Source organism: Anabaena sp. WA102, from assembly GCF_001277295.1.
Lineage (GTDB): Bacteria > Cyanobacteriota > Cyanobacteriia > Cyanobacteriales > Nostocaceae > Dolichospermum > Dolichospermum heterosporum.
In genome coordinates this window covers 2,624,110-2,644,342 of record NZ_CP011456.1, presented here as the reverse complement: position 1 = coordinate 2,644,342, position 20,233 = coordinate 2,624,110, and the positions used below count along the sequence as shown (strand labels likewise).

Annotated in this window: 18 protein-coding genes; 9 read left to right on the top strand and 9 right to left on the bottom strand. The window is 36.0% G+C overall.

What is annotated here, in order from left to right; genetic code table 11:
- Nucleotides 1–4 precede the first annotated feature (4 nt).
- From AA650_RS11370 to AA650_RS11340, 7 genes are all read left to right on the top strand, one after another.
- Nucleotides 5–811 carry a DUF5331 domain-containing protein gene (locus AA650_RS11370; protein WP_039203629.1) on the top strand — a complete coding sequence of 269 codons (807 nt, stop codon included), beginning with the start codon at nt 5–7 and terminating at the stop codon, nt 809–811.
- 152 nt (nt 812–963) lie between these two features.
- The gene (locus tag AA650_RS11365; protein ID WP_053539104.1) at nt 964–2,367 is read left to right on the top strand and encodes a ferredoxin:protochlorophyllide reductase (ATP-dependent) subunit N; all 1,404 of its coding nucleotides are present in this window, start codon (nt 964–966) and stop codon (nt 2,365–2,367) included.
- 128 nt (nt 2,368–2,495) lie between these two features.
- Nucleotides 2,496–2,969 (top strand): DUF29 domain-containing protein, encoded by a 474-nt coding sequence (locus tag AA650_RS11360; RefSeq protein WP_053539103.1) that lies wholly within the window; start codon nt 2,496–2,498, stop codon nt 2,967–2,969.
- 33 nt (nt 2,970–3,002) lie between these two features.
- Complete coding sequence (locus AA650_RS11355; protein ID WP_233455406.1) at nt 3,003–3,308, top strand: DUF7680 family protein; 306 nt, start codon at nt 3,003–3,005, stop codon at nt 3,306–3,308.
- A 175-nt stretch (nt 3,309–3,483) separates the two neighbouring features.
- Nucleotides 3,484–4,086: a hypothetical protein gene (locus AA650_RS11350; RefSeq protein ID WP_053539102.1), complete on the top strand. Its 603-nt coding sequence runs from the start codon at nt 3,484–3,486 to the stop codon at nt 4,084–4,086.
- Between the two features lie 189 nt (nt 4,087–4,275).
- A complete protein-coding gene (locus AA650_RS11345; protein WP_053539101.1) occupies nt 4,276–4,935 on the top strand; it encodes a helicase-related protein in 660 nt (219 codons plus the stop codon).
- 297 nt (nt 4,936–5,232) lie between these two features.
- Nucleotides 5,233–5,421: a hypothetical protein gene (locus AA650_RS11340; protein WP_027400728.1), complete on the top strand. Its 189-nt coding sequence runs from the start codon at nt 5,233–5,235 to the stop codon at nt 5,419–5,421.
- A gap of 328 nt (nt 5,422–5,749) precedes the next feature.
- On the opposite strand, the gene AA650_RS11335 is transcribed toward AA650_RS11340, so the two are convergent.
- Nucleotides 5,750–6,634, bottom strand: coding sequence for a GUN4 domain-containing protein (locus AA650_RS11335; protein WP_053539100.1), 885 nt, complete (start codon nt 6,632–6,634; stop codon nt 5,750–5,752).
- A 14-nt stretch (nt 6,635–6,648) separates the two neighbouring features.
- Between AA650_RS11335 and AA650_RS11330 the strand changes: the two genes are divergently transcribed.
- Nucleotides 6,649–8,268 (top strand): RluA family pseudouridine synthase, encoded by a 1,620-nt coding sequence (locus AA650_RS11330; RefSeq protein ID WP_053539099.1) that lies wholly within the window; start codon nt 6,649–6,651, stop codon nt 8,266–8,268.
- A 279-nt stretch (nt 8,269–8,547) separates the two neighbouring features.
- A complete protein-coding gene (locus AA650_RS11325) occupies nt 8,548–9,237 on the top strand; it encodes a TMEM175 family protein (protein WP_053539098.1) in 690 nt (229 codons plus the stop codon).
- 32 nt (nt 9,238–9,269) lie between these two features.
- On the opposite strand, the gene AA650_RS29095 is transcribed toward AA650_RS11325, so the two are convergent.
- The 8 genes from AA650_RS29095 to AA650_RS11285 all read right to left on the bottom strand — a co-directional run bounded on the left by AA650_RS29095 (nt 9,270) and on the right by AA650_RS11285 (nt 20,105).
- A complete protein-coding gene (locus tag AA650_RS29095; RefSeq protein WP_081424207.1) occupies nt 9,270–11,201 on the bottom strand; it encodes an MFS transporter in 1,932 nt (643 codons plus the stop codon).
- Between the two features lie 37 nt (nt 11,202–11,238).
- Complete coding sequence (locus tag AA650_RS11315) at nt 11,239–11,874, bottom strand: GNAT family N-acetyltransferase (protein ID WP_199924429.1); 636 nt, start codon at nt 11,872–11,874, stop codon at nt 11,239–11,241.
- Between the two features lie 73 nt (nt 11,875–11,947).
- On the bottom strand, nt 11,948–12,598 hold the full coding sequence (locus AA650_RS11310; protein WP_053539096.1) for an SET domain-containing protein: 651 nt from the start codon (nt 12,596–12,598) through the stop codon (nt 11,948–11,950).
- 122 nt (nt 12,599–12,720) lie between these two features.
- Entirely contained in the window at nt 12,721–13,845 is a 1,125-nt protein-coding gene (locus AA650_RS11305; RefSeq protein WP_053539095.1) for a fatty acid desaturase family protein, read from the bottom strand.
- Between the two features lie 101 nt (nt 13,846–13,946).
- Nucleotides 13,947–15,071, bottom strand: coding sequence for a fatty acid desaturase family protein (locus AA650_RS11300; protein WP_053539094.1), 1,125 nt, complete (start codon nt 15,069–15,071; stop codon nt 13,947–13,949).
- A 248-nt stretch (nt 15,072–15,319) separates the two neighbouring features.
- The gene (locus AA650_RS11295) at nt 15,320–16,240 is read right to left on the bottom strand and encodes a fatty acid desaturase family protein (RefSeq protein ID WP_053539093.1); all 921 of its coding nucleotides are present in this window, start codon (nt 16,238–16,240) and stop codon (nt 15,320–15,322) included.
- A gap of 237 nt (nt 16,241–16,477) precedes the next feature.
- On the bottom strand, nt 16,478–18,010 hold the full coding sequence (locus AA650_RS11290) for an SDR family oxidoreductase (RefSeq protein WP_199924428.1): 1,533 nt from the start codon (nt 18,008–18,010) through the stop codon (nt 16,478–16,480).
- A gap of 22 nt (nt 18,011–18,032) precedes the next feature.
- A complete protein-coding gene (locus AA650_RS11285) occupies nt 18,033–20,105 on the bottom strand; it encodes a fatty acyl-AMP ligase (protein WP_053539091.1) in 2,073 nt (690 codons plus the stop codon).
- Between the last annotated feature and the right edge of the window lie 128 nt (nt 20,106–20,233).

Genomic DNA, 20,233 nt, shown 5'->3' with positions numbered 1-20,233 from the left:
ACTTATGGCTTTCTTTGATAGTTTTACCGATTCGATCAAACAAAAGTGGCTGCAATTCTTTCAAGCCAATCGTGAATGGATTACGCTCCAAATGACTGTTGAATCAGTTTATACCCCTGATGGCGGCAAGCGTCCGTCTTCTTACCTCATCCTGGGAGTCATCAATGCTCTAGAACCAAAATTAGCCCAGCTAATGTTCCCCTTTGCCAAACTGAATCCAGATGCGGATATTTTAATTGAAGTTCTGGATTTGCATTTTGACCCTGATATTGCCCTTGGTAATCGTCTCAGCCCCACAGTAGAACCAGAAATGTACTCTCGTCTGTCGGCTGTGGTGGCAGATATGCCTGAATCAGAATCTTTCTCAGTCACTGGGATCAATCTGAATAATTTGGGAAACGAGACGCAAGCCACTTGGGCTATAGATAGAGATCATGAAGGTTTTGGTGGTATTTCTTTATCCGATGAAGGTGTTTCCCATCACTCAGAAGCATCATCCAGATTAGAAGCAATGGGTGATTTTGGTCATACCTCCTTTAATCCGATGTCTTTAAGTGATGAAGACGCTTTTGGAGAGATACCTGATAATGCTTTTGGGGAAATGACCGAAAATGCTTTTAGTGGACTGAATCTATCTGAAGATAATTCTTTGGATGAACTAAATACATCTGAAGAAAATGGATTTGATAATGTAGTTTCAGACATCTGGGGTGATGAAACTTCGCTGCATAATGGTGACGACAATTTGGAAGAACTACCATCTGAAGTTTTTAATGAATCAGAAATGGCTCGTCTCTTCCCTAACAATTAATTGTTGAAAGCAGAATTTAGGTGACAGGTGACAGGTGACAGGTGACAGGGAAGAAAGTAGGGGGAAATGAATAACCCAATCATCAATCACCAATCACCAATCACCAACCATCTACTTTCCAAGTTAAAAAAAATTAAAGGGAGAATATTAATATGACTGTTGCTCAACAGCCTGAAGCTTTAAATTTTGAATGTGAAACCGGAAATTATCACACTTTTTGTCCTATTAGCTGTGTGGCTTGGTTATATCAGAAAATTGAAGATAGTTTCTTTTTGGTAATTGGCACGAAAACCTGCGGTTACTTCCTCCAAAATGCTATGGGGGTGATGATTTTTGCTGAACCTCGCTATGCTATGGCTGAGTTGGAAGAGGGGGATATTTCGGCACAGTTGAATGATTATGAAGAATTAAAACGTTTGTGTGAGCAAATTAAACGCGATCGCAATCCTAGTGTAATTGTCTGGATTGGTACTTGCACCACTGAAATTATTAAAACCGATTTGGAAGGTTTAGCACCTAAGTTAGAAGCCGATTTAGGTATTCCCATTGTTGTCGCCCGTGCCAACGGACTCGACTACGCATTTACCCAAGGAGAGGACACTGTGTTAGCCGCTATGGCTCATCGTTGTCCTGAAAAGTCTCCCGTATCGGAAACTGAAAAAGGCGAGCGTAACGCCATTCAGAAACTGATGAATTTCGGTAAGAAAAAAGAAGACATCGCTCAAGATGAATCTGAGTATGTAAATCATACACCTTTGGTGCTGTTTGGTTCTTTGCCTGACCCAGTTGTGACCCAATTAACCTTGGAACTGAAAAAACAAGGGATTAAAGTTTCTGGTTGGCTACCCGCAAAAAGGTTTACAGAATTACCCGTGATTGAAGAAGGGTATTATGTCGCTGGTGTCAATCCTTTCCTCAGCCGCACTGCTACAACTTTAATGCGTCGTCGCAAGTGTAAACTCATTGGCGCACCATTCCCCATTGGTCCTGATGGTACTCGCGCTTGGATTGAAAAAATCTGTTCTGTATTGGGAATTACTCCCCAGGGTTTAGATGAACGAGAAGCACAAATTTGGGAAAACTTAGAAGAATACGTGCAATTAATTCGCGGTAAATCTGTGTTTTTCATGGGTGATAATTTATTAGAAATTTCCCTAGCGCGGTTCTTGGTGCGTTGCGGAATGACTGTTCAAGAAATCGGCATTCCTTACATGGATAAACGCTATCAAGCTGCTGAATTGGCTTTGTTAGAAAAAACTTGTCAGGAAATGGGTTCACCTTTACCAACAATTGTCGAAAAGCCAGATAATTATAATCAAGTTCAACGCATTTATGAGTTAAAACCAGATTTGGTAATTACTGGTATGGCTCATGCTAATCCATTGGAAGCACGGGGTATTAATACTAAGTGGTCTGTGGAGTTTACTTTTGCACAGATTCACGGTTTTGGTAATGCGCGTGATGTTTTGGAGTTGGTAACTCGTCCTTTAAGAAGGAATAATAATTTGAAGGATTTGGGTTGGGATAAGTTGGTAAGAGAGGAAGCGCAGGTTTAGATTTTGCGTTTTATTCGGCAATTTTAGGACGAGCTTTTTAGTTCGTCCTTTTTTTCACGCAGAGACGCAAAGAGAGGAGAAATGTTATAATTGGTAAGTTATGCTTTTGATTTAGTGGATAGAGCTATATGAACCATCAACTATATGAACAAGATTTTAATCTTTGGAGAGAAACTATCATTACACAAATCAAAGAAAAACATTTTCATGATGTTGATTGGGAACATTTATTATTAGAACTGGATGATATGGGTAAATCGGAAAAACGGTCTTTCTTGAGTAATTTAACAATTTTAATTGCTCACTTACTCAAGTTAACTGTTCAAGCTGATGCTCCTGAAATGATGAAAGGAAGTTGGTACAGTTCTATTACTGAACATCGTTTTAGAATTAAAAAAGATTTACAAGAAAATCCTTCTTTTAAAAATTATCTGCATGAAGTAATTTCTATAGCTTATGCTGATGCTAGAAAACTGGCAATTAAAGAAAGTAAAAATGCAAAATTGGGAGTGAGAAAACCAGATGAATCAGAATATCCTCTTGATTTACCTTTTAGTTTAGAACAGTTACTAGATGAGGATTTTTATGGAGATATGTTATAATACTAAGTAATTGGACAAAAATATTTACAGTCATTGCAGGGTAATGCTTTAATTCAGGTAAAACAGGCGATTTATGATTGTTTGAAAGCCAATAATTATGACCCAAAAACATTAAGTCATAATCGCCAAAGTCCTTATGTTTTAACTGAGGAAACGGGTATAAATTTAGCTTTGTTATTTCAGACGATTCAACCACTTTCTAAACCTGAAAGAATTGCTAATATTGCCCAAGGTATCAAAGCAATGAGTTATGAGGAATCCCATTACTGGTTTGCTAAGATTAGTAATGGGAAGCGTAGTCAAGCTTTAAAAGCGATTAGGGTATTATTAGGAGATTGAGGTTTGTTAACTGTTGACTGTGGTGTAAGTAGGTTGGCGTTGAAAATTGTCGTTATGGCAAGGCAAAAGGCAAGAGGCAAGAGGCAAGAGTGAAGAGGGTTTGGGCGATTTTACGTTTCTTTACACAGTTTGGTTTTATTGTGTTCACCTACTTAATTAATTAAAGGTAATAAAGATGGCTTACAGTGATTTTAAATTAAGTGAAATTATCCAAAAATTTGAATTGACATTAAACGAAGTATCAGGATTATTTGGAGATGTTCCAGAGGAAGAATCTAGTGATTTACTAAGAACAATCCTCAAGGAAAATGTTGATTTAGCTGTTTCAATTAATACAGAAAAAGCCCGTTCTGAGATGATAATTAGTCCAATTTTACTGGAAGTAAGAAGAAAGTTAAATAATGAAATCAGTTTATTTTCTGGGGTGGATTTTAATGTAGATAATCAACAAGGGTTAAATGGTTTTTGCGATTTTCTGATTAGTCTTTCTAAAGAACAGCTTTTTGTCCGCGCACCTGTAATTACATTGGTAGAAAGTAAAAATGAAAACTTGAAATCCGGTTTGGCTCAATGTATAGCTGAAATGTTGGCTGCTCAATTATTTAATGAACAGAAACAAAATCAGATTAAAATTGTTTATGGTGCTGTAACTATCGGTACTATTTGGCAGTTTTTGAAGTTAGAAGATAAAGTAGTTTCTATTGATTTAACTGAATATTATATCAAGGATGTAAAAAAGATTTTAGGAATTTTAATCAGTGCAATTAAGCAGGAATAATTGTCTGAATCAGGATTTCCAGGATTAGAGGATGTACAGGATCGGTTTATTTGTGAGAATCAGGATTAAAGGATTTTGAGGATGTGGGTTTGTGTTTGATATTTTTTTGTCTGAATCAGGATTTCCAGGATTAGAGGATGTACAGGATCGGTTTATTTGTGAGAATCAGGATTAAAGGATTTTGAGGATGTGGGTGAATCTGCGTCAGAAGGGTTAAACTTGCAAAATTGTGGGGTATTAATCAATTATGATATGCCCTGGAATCCCATGCGTGTGGAACAAAGAATTGGCAGAATTGATAGAATTGGACAAAGGTATGAAACTGTCCGCATTCACAATTTTTATTATGATGGCACTGTAGAAGCAAAAGTTTATAGAAAATTGCGCGATCGCATTAACGCCTTTGCTACAGTTGTTGGTAATCTCCAACCCATTTTAGCTAAAGTTCCCACTTTCATTGAACAAGCTGCGATGAGTGCAGATCCAGAAGAAGAGGATGTGTTGATGTCTGAGTTTGACTCGGTATTAAATGCACCTCTCCGCCCAGGAATTGAAGCAATGCTAACAATGGATTTAGATGCTGATTTAGCGGAAATTCAAAAGCCTATTCCACCTACTCCTTTTACACCAGAAAGCATTGAACATTTATTTACCACATCAACAATTTTAAAATCTACTGGGGTGATTTTTCAGCTAAAAGACGAAAAAACGTGGCTACTTACCTATAAAAACCGGGAATACATGATTACTTTTTACCCAGATATGTTTGATGAAATACCTTCTCTGAGATTAATGAATTTTGGAGAACCTTTGTTTGCGGAGTTTTTGCAGATGACACAAAACTTATAGATTTATCTGAAGAATAAACCCAATTTCCAGTTTTATACACCTTAAGCATCTCATTTTTTGGGTTTTAAGGCAATATTTCTGGAAATACCTCAGCTATTATATTACTTTGCTGAACACAACCTACGTAACCGCAAATGTAGAGAATTAAGAAGAGTTGCATCCTCTATAAATCATTGGGTTGATAATATAAAAGTCAGAACTAATTGACGAGAATTTCTAATTCTTGTGTCGTTTTTTAACACAGAAGGTAGGGAGGGTTCTTTCAGTTTTCAGTAGAAATTAAAGGGGGTATCTGTTATGAAAGAATACATGAGTATTTTAGAGGGATTAGTTGATCAGTTGACACTAGCGGCAATTTTAGAGATGCTAGAGCGAATATGCCATAAAAAAGCGGAAAATCTGAGAACTCACTGGAATGATGAAGAATCTGCAAAACTGTGGGATAAAGCAGCTAGACAGATAGAAAATATCAATGTTGATATTTAAATGTTACGAAAAAAAACTCCTAGTTGATGGTTATTTTCAGTTAATGGAAATAACCAACTTTTAATTTTGTGGATAGATAATTACCCCAAAAAGCCAGCGAGTAGTAGTGGTAATAGTATCAAAGCAGACCCAATTAGAACCAGGGTGGCTGGATCAATTTTAATGTGGTTCTTTTGTGGATTACGCATTTAGTGAAGTTCCGAAAAATAGTTATTTTAACACAATCTGAATTCAATAATTATCTGAGCAAAACTAATTTAAAATTTTGAGAACAAACAAAGATATCTGTATTCTTGGTTTGTTCCCTACCCCAAATATAGCATTTATTTTATTTACAATCATTCATGCGAATAAATATCTTGTGATAACAGCCTACTGCTTGTCCAAACCAAAGCCTATCTAAATTTCCCACACAGGCTTTTCCCAAAGACGTTCCTACAGGTTTGGGTAAATATCCTATGGGGGTATCTGTGGATAATTGGAAATGAGATTCTATATGGGTTATATTTTCTGGGTTCCATCCTACTTTTTGACGAAATTTCTGATCTATTTTATAATTAAAATTGATTTGACCATTATTTTCTTGGTTCCAAATTTTAGTTTGGACACTAAAACCAAATCTATTTTCACTAGCATCTAACCACAAATTGTCTATATTCTGTAAAGCTTCACAAGGAAAAGTTTCAATAGCTCTGGTACTTAACCAATTATTATTTTCTCTATTAGTAATTTTCAACATTACTGATTGTGTTTCTTTCGCAGCATCTTCCCAATTTTTAGCTTGTAAATATTGACTCAATTGAGTATAATTCTCTTGTCTATGCTGAGGATGCCAATAAATCAAATTTTGAATTTGATAGGATGAAAAAAAAGATAAAAATGGCATGAAGCATATTATAATTAATATCAAATATCTAGTTGTATAAGCAATAAATTGATGAATTTTTTGGTAATAGCGTTGATTGTTTGTTAGTATAGCCAGTAAATGGGAAATTTTTTTCATATCCTCATCTACAAATAGATATATGAGGAAAAATGGTAAACACAAAAATACCAAAGTGAGGATAAAATTCCCAACGGGATTATTAATAATTTCTGGTGTGAGAATAATTAGAGGTATTGTAAAATATACTAACGTCCATACCAAAAAAAGCTTACAAATTAAAACAAGCAACTTCAACAAAAATTTATTAACTATCAAATATTTGATCATACTCTATATATTTTATGATTTACCTGCATCCGCTTTCAGATTTTATCTCATCTAATTTGATCATTACTTCGGCACAGCCTAACTATTACTATGAAGGAAAATGCCCCCAAACAGGGGAAATACTCAGATTACCCCGTACCCCTTTAGCGGAAGCTATAGCTAATAATCTGATGCAACAACTTGAGCAAAATCATCTTTATTCCCAGGAGGGAAAAATGTATGGTATTTTGTTAGTTGAATTACCCAATGGTGAACCAAGAGTTATTAAAGCATTTTCCGGTTTATTAAATGGTAATAGTATGCTTAAAGGTTGGGTTTCACCAATTCCTGGTAGGGAAGAAGTGGTTTTATTAGAAACTCAGACCTTAGCCAAGTTAGAAGCCATTAAACAAGAAATTATTAGCCTTGAGAAACTTTCAGAAAGAGAAGAATATAAAACTCTATCTGCTGAATATACTCAACAGTTACAGGCTCTTAGTTTACACCATTATCGTAGCAAACTACAACGACAGACACAACGTCAAGAATTTTGGCAAACTCTCACGGATGAATCTCTGAAAATTGCGCTGGAACAATTGGAAACAGAAAGTCGTCTACAAGGAATTGAACGTCGCCATCTTAAACGTCGTCAAAATGAAATTTTACAACCTTTACAGAAAATTATAACATCAGCAGATCAGAAAATTGCCGTACTAAAACAACAGCGTAAACAACTATCCCGACATTTACAAACAGAAATGCACGCTGCTTATAGCTTAATTAATTTTCAAGGACAATCTTTATCTCTACAGCAATTATTACCAACAGGAACACCAACTGGCACAGGAGAATGTTGCGCTCCTAAATTATTACATTATGCAGCTACTCATCAACTAAAACCTTTAGCAATGGCTGAATTTTGGTGGGGTAATTCTACTGTAGAGGATAAAATACAGGGAGAATTTTATGGTGCTTGTTTGGAAAGATGTCAGCCATTAATGGGATTTTTGCTATCAGGATTAAAGCCAAATCAAGTAGAAATAATTTATGAAGATGAATGGCTAATTGCTGTGAATAAATCATCAGGACTATTATCTGTTCCTGGTCGTTATTTTCATAATCAAGATAGTGTAATCAGTCGTTTACGTCATCTATATAATCAAGAAATAATCGCGGTACATCGTTTAGATCAAGATACTTCCGGGATTCTCTTAATAGCTAAAGATCCAGTTACTTATTCTCAAATAAGTAAACAATTCCAAAAAAGACAAGTATCTAAAGTTTATGAAGCTTTGCTGACAGGTTCTCTAGCTATTAATGAAGGTGAAATTAATTTACCTTTATGGGGAAATCCTGATCATCGTCCTTATCAAGAAGTGGATTTATCACGAGGTAAACCTAGTTTAACTCACTTCCGCGTTATGAACAGAGAAGGAGATTATACCCGTGTTGAATTTGTGCCTTTGACTGGACGGACTCATCAATTACGGGTTCATGCTGCTGATACAAGAGGACTGGGAATGGCAATTTTGGGGGATAAACTCTATGGTTATCATAGTGATACTGATAGATTATATCTGCACGCGAGAGAGTTGAGGTTTCAGCATCCTCATGTAGAAAAAATCTTCCACTTACAGGTAAAAACACCATTTTAATTATAATTAGGGCTTGCTGAAAAAGTGGAAAAAGCCTTAATTTGTAGGTTAGGTTGTGAAACGTGAGCGTTCGCGGAGCAATCAGCAGGATATCTGAATTTGCAAAAATATCTTGACAAACACTTTAGGTTTATTATATTATTTAATATAACGAGCGTTCGATATAGAAACGATAGCTGTTATGCCGAAATTCTTGTTATTTGAATTTTATTTTCCACCGTAAGTTTACTTTGACCCAACGTACAAATTAAAAGTAGCCTGCACTTTTGGATATGACTAATGAATGAAGATAAAAACAATAATTCTGATCAGAAAGAGCCTATTGTCCACCTTCAGAGAATAGCTGATATTATATTCGCACTGGCAATGGCAGAGTGCTTCTTAGCTCTTGATTTTCCTGAAAATCTGCAACAGCCCACAGACTCAGAAATTGTGGCATTTTTACTAGCTCAAATAAAACCACTCACTAGCTACGCGATCGCATTTGTGATTGTTGGTTTCTACTGGCTAGAACATATCAAGCAATTTAAATATTACAAACAAGCAGATACGATTCATATTTCACTCTATTTACTTTATCTGATGGGAATATTTCTGATTCCTTACTCTGACACCCTAGTTATTTATTTTCCAGAAAATGCTCTTGTGAAAATATGCTTTAGCGTCAATACTGCATTCATTGGATTGATATCATTTATTAACTGGAATTATGCGACTTATAAACACCGACTAATTGCCGATGATCTAAATAGTGAAATTATTATTTCTACAAGATGGAAAATCTTGATAGAGCCGATGTTTTCCTTATTAACAATAGGAGTTGCTATTATCGATCAAGGTTGGTGGGAATATGTCTGGTTTTTATTACCAATTCCTTATCTCTGGACAGAGAAGATATTTAGCAAGGGTGCTGTCAAAAATAATCAACAGGCTGACAATAATTATGAAAAATATCAGGACAAGGAGTAGCTAATCATCCCCAAATACTAAATATACTTCGTTTACTGTATCTTCGCCTTAATATTGACATCTTTAAGCTGACCGTCTTCCATATAAATAATACGGTCAGCAATATCCAAAATGCGGTTATCGTGGGTAACGAGCAAAATAGTACAGCCTTGTTCTTTAGCAAGTTTCTGCATCAATTCCACAACATCGCGGCCAGATTTTTTATCAAGTGCAGCGGTAGGTTCATCAGCTAAGACAATTTTAGGCTGGCTGACTAAAGCACGAGCGATCGCTACCCGTTGTTTTTGTCCACCAGAAAGATTTTCGGGGTAGTAACTGATACGATCTGCCAAACCGACAGCCTCTAACATGGCGATCGCTTTGTTGTTGATATCATGATTTAGATATTCATCATGCAATTCCAACGACATCCGCACATTTTCTTGGGTAGTTAAAAAGGTCATCAGGTTGTGCGCCTGAAAAATATAACCTATTTGACGGCGCAATTTAGTTAAGTGTTGTTTATTTGCTCCACATATTTCCTGTCCTAAAATTTTCAAACTACCTTCTTGAGCAGAACGCAAACCACCCATTAAAGTCAAAAGGGTAGTTTTACCTGAACCGGAAGGTCCAGTCATAATCACAATTTCACCAGGTTGAATATCCAAATTAATGTCAAATAATACTTGTTTACGTAGCATACCTGATCCAAAATAATGATTCAGGTTACGCACTGAAATTACAGGTTCGGAAACAGGGAATGAAGAATCAGTAGTAACTGATTTAATTGTATGAGTGCGGCCGATTGACGAAGCTATGGCAGTGAGGAACATTGTGACTCCAGCTGCTACAAATAATCCCGTCAAACTGAATTCTACTAACACTCCAGAAACACCTTGAGAGAAGGGATCAAGAGCTACCGCAGCGAACATTGTCAGTCCCATCATTCGTCCCTGCATATTTGAGGCTGTATTTTGTTGCAGCCAAGTCATGCCCAGTACAGTGACAGTACCACCTCCTATTCCCATTAAGGCAATTATTCCCGATGCTATCCAAAAGTCCTGGACAAATCCTAATGCTATTAGTCCCGCACCCAGACCATAGCACAGTAAAACAAGAGGGGTTTTGAGACTCTTAATTGCACCCATTTGACTGGCAACTAAGACACCAAGTAATGCACCTATACCGTAAGCGGATTGTAGATAACCAAATGTTGTGGCATTACCTCCAAACTTTACGTTGACTAAGGCTGCAACGCCGATGATAATCGGACCTAACATTGCAAAATTAATCATTGCTAAAAGTAGCAAACTTATTCTGATAGCAGGCTGTGTCCAGGCATATTTTAAACCTAAAACAATCTCACCTGTTAAAGCTTGTTTCTCTGGTTCAGTTGCCAGAGGTTGACGGCGACGAGTCCGCACTAGGTATATGAACAAACTACCAAAGGCAAATATGAGTGTATTGATGGCAAAAGCAATGGTTAATCCAAACGCACCAATCATAAAACCCGCACCAGCAGGTCCGATGACTTCGGTAAACTGTTCACTGCCCTGTATCCAAGCGTTAGCTTCTGCTAATTGTGATTTTCTCACCAATTGAGGCAAGAGGGCAAGAATCGCTGGGTATAAAATAGCCTCAAACAATCCAAATAAAACAGCAATTACAATGAAAACAATGAGATTAAAACCATCTAATATTAGCAAAACAGTAGCAATTCCAATTAAAACAGTATTAATCAGACCTCCAATGATAGTGACATTTCGAGGTGACCAACGATCGCTGATTGCACCACCTACCAACATAAACAAGGCTCGTGGAATTGCCGCCGCCACTAATACAGTACCAACAGCCAATCCTGAAGCTGTTTTCTGGAGTACCAACCATGTTAACGAAACCATCCAAAATTTAGCAGCAGACAAGATTAAAGTTTGCCCTAACCACAGCCAACGAAAGTTAGGGAAATATAAGGGCGAGGAAAACATAATTTACCTTTGTTCAGAACTTCCAAATATTTTGTCATTACTCCGTATCAAAACTGTCCGGAGTATTGTTTATGTCCAAAATATATATAAATCCTTTCACATTTTCTCCTCTTAAGAATGAATCTAAATCATTCTTAAATGTACTATAGCGTGTAAAGCCATATTTCTCGTAAAATTGCCAGTTGCTGAAGGGATCGGTATAAAGAGATATCCGTTTAACTCGTTTATCTTTGGCAACTACTACAAATCTGTCCATTAAAGTTTTACCAATTCCTTGGCCTCGATACTCCGGATTGACCATAAAAAGTACGATCTTTCCATCTGATTTCGGCGAACTCTGTTGAGATTTTATCTCTGTAGAAATCAAGTTTTTTACAAGCAATAACGGTTTAGATAATTTACCATATTTCCCAGAAATGACTTTTATTAACACTATTATAGAATAAAAAATGGACTTTATTTTCGCTTTTAAAGTGCAATCTGTCTCAATTTTTCCAACCAGTAATCCTACCACTTTATTAGAGATGCAAGCAACTTCCATGTATGATGACGATAAACGGCATAACTCCAAGTAACCATGCATCAAAAGTACTGTTTTTGTTTTGTTTGTTAAAATAGATGCAACAGGCCACTCTTTTGACGCAAATTGAGCAGAGTCAGCAGTATCACTCATCTTAAAAAATCTAAAGATAAGAGGATCGGAATTTAAAGTCATAAAAATCAAAAATAATGGTTTATTAGACTTTTTACGATAGTATTCTGTTCCATTTTTTATGAAAATTTGAGCTTCGCTTTTTGAGAAACTCTAACATAATTTTAGAACAATCACTATGATTCTGAAAAGCTTTAATTAATTCATTTTTCTCTTTAGTATCCATAAAATCAAAAAGAGGTTGTTTAACTTGAAGTGAACAAGTTAATGCTTCATTTAAGCGAGAAATGAAAATAGGCAAGTAACTGTCAATATCAAGATTATTAATGATTTTTCGGCAGTTGGGACTGCCACACTGACAAGACAATCCTTCCCCCTCTTTATGAATATCCAAATAGGCATCATTTAGGGTATAGTCTATAGTTATTTCTTCATTTTTGGCAATATCATGTGCAGCAATAGATAAATGATATGGAGTAACAAGGGCATTAGAATCACAACTATGGTTTATGTACTTTTCATTATCCCAAGCTAAGATTCCATCACCTTCTTTGTCAATATAAACAAAATGCTCAATAATTGCTCTAACTTTGTCATTAAGACGCTCATAAGTTTTCGGTAAAATCTTGATATCAAGAGAATCTACAAATCCGACAATTGTTCCTTTGGGAATTGGTTCAGTAGCAAAGACACCATAACCAATAACTGGATTGATAAAGCGAAGTTGATGAGAGGGATGTAACATAGTTTAAAACCGATTTGTTCTTTAAATTGTGTCCTAAAGATAATAGATAATGGACAAGGAAAGAGTAATAATAGTAGGTTGGCTATTTAACTAATACAATAAAGCCAACCTGTCCAAGTAAATTAAAGAGTTGAACTTGATTTACCAAGACGACGCAGTAATCGAAAATGTGATGACAAAGAAGCAAAAAGTGATTTGTTTGTTTGATATTTTACACCAAATTCTTGACAAGTTTTTTCAACAATAGGGGCTATATAAGCATAATTTACATGACAAATTTGTGGAAATAGATGATGCTCAATCTGAAAATTTAGTCCACCACAAAACCAATTTAAAAAAGGATTAAAGGAACAATTAACACTGGTTTCAATTTGATGAATGGCCCATTCATTTTTTACCATTCTTGTATCTTCTGAAGGCATAGGAAATTCTGCTTCTTCAACTTCGTGGGCTAACCAAAAGATGCAACTCATCACAATTCCTAATGTTAATTGTGTCACAGTATAGCACAATAAAATATTCCAAATGGAATGAAACATTAAGGGAATACCGAAAGCAAGACTCAAAAAAATTGTCTTTCCCAGTATGAAGATAACTAACTCCCTTTCCCTGGGTCTAGGATAATCTACATGGCGTAATTTATTGCTAAAAAAACTCTCGAAATCAAAACTTAATGACCACTCGATGCTGTACACACCATATAGTAACCAAATATAATATTGTTGCCAACGATGATGAGGAAACCACTTCTGAAAAGGTGTTTTTCTCGCCAAAGTTCCAAACTCAAAGTCTTGATCATACCCTGTTATATTAACATAGTTGTGATGAAGTACATTGTGAAATATCTTCCAATAATAGGAACTAAAACCAATCACATCCAGGGACATAGCCATCAGTTTATTCACCCAAGGAATGTTGGAATAGGCATTATGGGAACCATCGTGCTGAAGGTTAAAAACAATGCCATCCATGAACAGTCCAAGTAAAATTGATAAACTTAGAGCTTGCCACCATTCTTGTGCTAAAAAAACTAAAGATACATAAATAGCTATAAAACCCAGAACTAAAATAGCTGTCTTCAAATACATCTGGGGACAGTCTCGTTTTTGTCGTCCAGTGGTTTTAAAAAAATCTTCAACTCGTCTGTTTAACGTGGCTCGAAACTCAGTATTTTCAGCAAACTTTAGCTTTTTAATTGATTCAAGGTTTGAGGGATAAGATACTGTTTGTGTTACTGTTTGTGTCATGAGATTCAACTCCTTTTTATTGTTTTTTTTTGATAGAAAAACGTTAATAAAGAATTGGTAAGTTGGTTATTTTAGATAAATAGCCAACCTAGCCAAATAAATTAAAAATTTGGACTTGGTTTACCAAGGCGGCGCAGTAATCGAAAATGTGATGATAAAGAAGCAAAAAGTGATTTATTTGTTTGATATTTTACACCAAATTCTTGACAAGTCTTTTCAACAATAGGGGCTATAGAAGCATAATTTATATGACAAATTTTCGGAAATAGATGATGCTCAATCTGAAAATTTAGTCCACCACAGAACCAACTTAAAAAAGGATTAAAGGAACAGTTAACACTGGTTTCAATTTGATGAATAGCCCATTCATTTTTTACCATTATTGTATCTTCTGAAGGCATAGGAAATTCTGCTTCTTCAACTTCGTGTGCTAATAAAAAAATACAATTCATGAAGAAACCCATATTAAATACTGCAACTCCATAGCACAATAAAACATTCCATACTGAATGAAATATTAAGGGAATACCGAAGGCAAAAGTCAAAAAAATTAACTTTCCTAGCCAAAAGATAACTAGATCCATCCCTTTTGGTCTAGGATAATCGAGATGGTCTATTTTATTGCTTAATAAATTATTGACATCACGGATCAATGACCACTCAATAGCATACACCCCATAAAGTAACCAGATATAATAATGTTGCCAACGATGATGAGGAAACCACTTCTGAAAGGGTGTTTTCCGAGCAAAAGTACCAAACTCAAAGTCTTGATCATACCCTGTTAAATTGACATATTTGTGATGAAGTACAGTATGTCCCATCTTCCAATAATAGGAACTAAAACCAATCACATCCATAGACATAGCCATCAGTTTATTCACCCAAGGAATGTTGGAATAGGCATTATGGGAACCATCGTGCTGAAGGTTAAAACCAATGCCATCCATGAACAGTCCAAGTAAAATTGATAAACTTAGAGCTTGCCACCATTCTTGTGCTAAAAAAACTAAAGATACATAAATAGTTATAAGACCAAGGACTAGAATAGCTGTCTTCAAATACATCTGGGGACAGTCTCGTTTTTGCCGTCCAGTGGTTTGAAAAAAATCATCAATTCGTCTGTTTAAGGTTGTCCGAAACTCAGTATTTTCAGCAAACTTTAGCTTTTTAATTGATTCAAGGTTTGAGGGATAAGATACTGTTTGTGTTACTGTTTGTGTCATGAGATTCAACTCCTTTTTATTGTTTTTTTTTGCTAGAAAAACGTTAATAAAGAATTGGTAAGTTGGTTATTTTAGATAAATAGCCAACCTAGCCAAATAAATCAAAAATTTGTACTTGGTTTACCAAGGCGGCGCAGTAATCGAAAATGAGATAAGAGAGCGTCCCCAACGGATTCATACTTTTGATACTTAATCCCAAATTCCTTACAGGTTTCCTCTTTTTATTGTTTTTTCTGGTTAAATAAATTTTAATTAACCTCTGATGATTTTATTGCTGAATTGTCACGGGTTATTTGCCGATAGCTTTCTAGCAAACTTTTTGATATATCTGGGTTATTTGGACATAAAGATTGATGTGCTTTGGGCAGATTATACCAAGGAATAGTAGGACATAAGTGGTGAACATAATGATAACATCCATTGTGAAATATGAAATTAAGAAAAGGATTGACATTTGATCTTGTTCCTGACACAGTATTATAATGTTCATGCACCTCATTAAAAGCTGAAAAGAAAGAATAAGACCACACTAAAGGTACAAACCAGTAAAGTAATAAAATATCTAAATTTCCTGACCAATAAAATCCGAAAATAACGACTAGCCAGAATAAACAAAGTTGAAGGAGATTTTTAAGCAACCGTCCATTATTTTCTTGTAGTCCTGTTTTAAAGTTTAGAAAGGTATCATGAATAGTCTCAACAACAAAGAAAATTGCAGAAAAGCCTAATATCGGTTTAATAAACAAGATCATTAAAACGTTCTTGTTTGTTTTATTTAATCCTAAAAATTCATAGTGTTCAATGAGGTAGTCTTTTTCACTTCCTAAATGTGTATGGTGAGGTAAGTGATGTTTCCGATAAGAATAAAGGGTGCGAAAAAATGGAAAAGCATATAGAAACTCTAGGTGGTCATTCCAGGCTTTTGAGGTAAATAAATTATAATGGGCTGCTTCGTGGGCAATCGCTTCTGCAAGGGCAAATTGAAAAGCCCCAATTAACCAAACACAAACAACATAAACAAAGATATTATTTGCCCAAATACTAAAGGCTATAATTAAGGCAATAGCGAGCCAGTCTCTTAGAATTTCTCGGAACGCTTTCAGATTATTACGTTCAACAAAATCAATAGGTTTTTTGGGTGACATTGTTGTTGAAATTGTTACTGTCATTGAATTATCTCCTTAAGATTTTAGGTTTTCGATAGTCTTTGCTATTATAGCATTAGGACTTTGACAAAAAGTAAGGCTAAAAATGGGTGAAAGCTCTATATATTATTGGCTCAAAAACACTTAAACGCTCAATACAATGGCTTAGAGGTGAGTCTACCTCTAAAAATATAAAATTAGCGTTTGGTAAGGTTTCTTCCCCTTTTTAATCAGATAAGATTGTCAAAGTCCCACAAGAAATCATCCATTAAGAACAAAATCTACATAAGCATGAGTAAAAGGCTTTTCGCAAGGGGGACACCAATGGATATCCTCCTTAACCATGTCCGTATCAATCTTGCGGAACATGGTATTAAGTTGTTGATCTAATTCACGAGATACGACAGATTTCAAAAGCTTAATACTGTTGTTATCGGTGTGTCGAACATACTCTTGATACTTGTCAACAAAGGTTGTCAAAGGAACAGTTTCAATCCGCTTATTAAGCTTTTTAAAGTAACTGACAATATCAGACCAATTGAGAGGCTGGGGGTTATAGAAAGTATAACATTGTTGTTTCTCATTCATCGGTAGTAATGAGGTCTTAATAATCGCTTTGGCTGAATATTCAACGGGCATAAGATCGAAATTAGCGTCAATATCTGGGACACAACCAATTTCAGGAATAGCCATGAGAAAATTCTCAAAAGCATCCGCTTCAATGAAGAAATCCTCTTCTACTTTGTCGTAAGCTTTTGCCACTAATTGAAGCAATTTATTAAACGAAGTATTGGGATTAAGATCAACATTTGAAATCCCCAATGTATATAAATATCCTAAACGAAAACTGATCCAAGGTAATCCTTTTTCTGCCAAACGTAAGATAATCTGCTCCGTTACATACTTAGTTTGGGCATATCCATTAACCAGACCAATAATAGTCGGGGGATCACTGCATTTTTCCAGCAAAGAAACGGCACAACTCGATACATGATAGAAGGGTTTTATTTTGCGGGACAAAGCAAAATCTGCCACTTCAATAGTTCCGAAAACATTGGTTTTCTTAATAATGTTATAGGGTAAATAAAAGTTATCTACTGCTGCAACATGATATACACTGTCTATTTTTTCTGCGTAATCTTCATAGACACTTTCAGACAGTCCAAACCGCTTCTTGGACATATCACCAATCACGATTTGTACGCGGTTTTCCCATCCACTAGGAAGAAAAGCATTGTATTTTAATGCTGTCTTTTTAATCCTGTTTAACCCTGCTTCTTCATCGGCAGCGCGTACCAAACAAAAAACCTTAAGATCAGTGCGTTCAAGCAGTTCTTTGAGAAAAAAAGTACCGACAAACCCTGATCCTCCAGTCAATAATGTAGTATTAGTCTGACTGCCTTGGTTTTCTGTTGCACCATCACCACGATCTCGAAGAAGATATTCTAACGCTTCTTCAATTTCTGCTTGTAAAGAATAGTTACTAGTTTTAACTCCGACATTATCCTGATTAGAAATCGATTTAACAATATCATCAATCATCTCTTTGAAAGTATTTGCTTGGAAAAAAGCCTCTGTAGGAATTTTAGTATTTAACTGTCCTTCAAGGGTGCTATGAATTTCAATGATCTTTAAAGAATCGATACCATAGAAAAAGATAGATTTTTCAAGGTCAAAATCAAGCATTGAAACCTGATATTTATCTGTAAGCATCTGCATGATGTAAGTAAACACCTTGAGATGCATTGGCCCCATCGCTGTGATTTGGTCAAACGTTTTTTCGATATTCAACATATTAATGTTTCCTTGAGATTGATTAATTATTGTGATTAGACATGGCACAAACAATGTCATTCAGCAAACCTTTGACGTTATTTTCTTGAGAAAATACCTCAACCGGAATAGGACATTCTAATTGCTTTTCCAGTTGGCCACGAATCTCCATCAGTTGGGGAAATTCAATTCCATAAACAAGCATGGGTTTTTCAAGATCAAAATCAACCATTTTTACCTGATATTCATTGGTCAATATCTTGATCAGATTGGTAAAAACTTTTAAATGGGTAAAACCCATAGACATGATCTCTTGAAATGTCTTTTCTAGGTTTTGGGTATCAACGGCCTCTTGAGATTGATTTGTGGAATCATATTGAGTCCATGTTGCTAGTGCATCAGGAATGCCTTGTAAAAATTCTTGTTTACATTGCTGTCTCCGCAGTTTGCCACTAGATGTTTTAGGTATGCGCCCAATTTTTAAGAAAACAAGTTGGTTTAAAGGCAGTTCAAAGTTTTCTCCAACTTTTGAACTAATAGCTTCAACTAATTCTTCTAAATAACCAGATTGTTTCATCTTAGTTATACCAGCTTTGTTCAACTCGACAACAGTTACTAATTCCTCACCTGTCGCACCTGGCACACTAAAAGCAATAACACAACCGGAGGAAATGTCAAGATGTGCTTGTTCGACACAGATTTCAATATCTTGCGGGTAGTAATTAACCCCGTTGACGATCATCATATCTTTGAGTCGGCCGGTGATATAGAGTTCGCCATTATCATCCATAAAGCCTAGATCACCAGTACGGAGGTAGGGGCGACCGCCTTGTTGAGAAACAAGAGTCTGAGCGGTGGCTTCTGCATTGTTGTAATAACCACACATCACGTTAGGGCCGGTCAACCAAATCTCTCCCACATGATTACGGGGAACTTCGCAATTGCGTTTGGGATCAATAATAAAGATCTGTTCGCCAAGTTTTGCGTGACCACAGCCAACAAAAATCTTCTTGTGAGTCTCTGTCGTTGCTGGCTTAGCAATATTGTCTTTACCTAATGACTCTAAGTCCACTTCCAGATAAACTGGTTCTCGATCAAGGGTTCCAGAAGATATAAATACTGTTCCCTCAGCCATGCCATAAGCTGGGAGAAACATCCGAGGTTTAAATCCATTCTCAGCAAATTTAGCACTGAAATCCCAAAGAGTTTGGGAATTAATGGGTTCGGCGGCGTTGATCGCCATGCGTAAGGAAGAAAGATCAAGATTTTTTTGCTCTTCAGGTTGAATCTTGTCAACACATAATTGATAGGCAAAGTTAGGTGCGCCCGTATATTCCCCACGGTATTTCGTGATGGCTCGTAGCCACTCAATAGGTCGAGAAACAAAGGTTGTTGGTGCTAACATCACACAGTGACTACCAGCATACAAACTGTGCAGCAAATGGGCAACTAATCCCAAATCATGATGATGAGGAAGCCAACTGACAAAAGTAGAAGAAGGAGTTGCCTGACTTACAGACAAAGCCATATCAAGGTTACTTAGACAGTTTGAATGGCTGATCATCACACCTTTGGGTAGTGAAGTTGAGCCAGACGTGAACTGCAAGAATGCGATCGCTGATCCATTTATCTCTGGTAAAGGTAAGTTCTGAGAGTTTGCTGGCTCAACAGTCATGTCTGTTGGTACATAAATCAGATCCTTTGGCCAATTTTCTTCCTTGCTCAAAGTATCCCGAAAAGCTTGTTCATCCTTGCTAAGAAGTAATATTGCTGAGGCTTTTGTGGCAGAAACAATATCTGCAATCTTCTTGTTGGAACGATTACGTTTTGGGATATGGATAGGTGCAGGTAAAACCCCAGCATAAAGGCAACCGAAGAATGCAACTATAAATTCAATTCCTGGTGGATAAAGTAAAATCGCATTACGTGATTGTAGTCCTTCAGACAATAATCTTTGAGCTATATTAATCACCTGGGAATACATATCCCCGTAGGTAATATAACTATCTTCTGCACCGTTAATATCGAGCATTGTATAAGCCCTACGGTTAGGTTGTACCTTAGCTCGGTAGGTAAGTAACTGATCTAATGTATTCAAGGCTTTAAATTCTATCATCTAAGTAAAAACCTATGACTTATGTATCAACAAAAATCATGAACAATAAATTTGATATTTTTAGACGCTACAGTGTGATTTTTTCATAATTAGCAAGACATTATAGCCTATCTTCCGCACCCTCAACT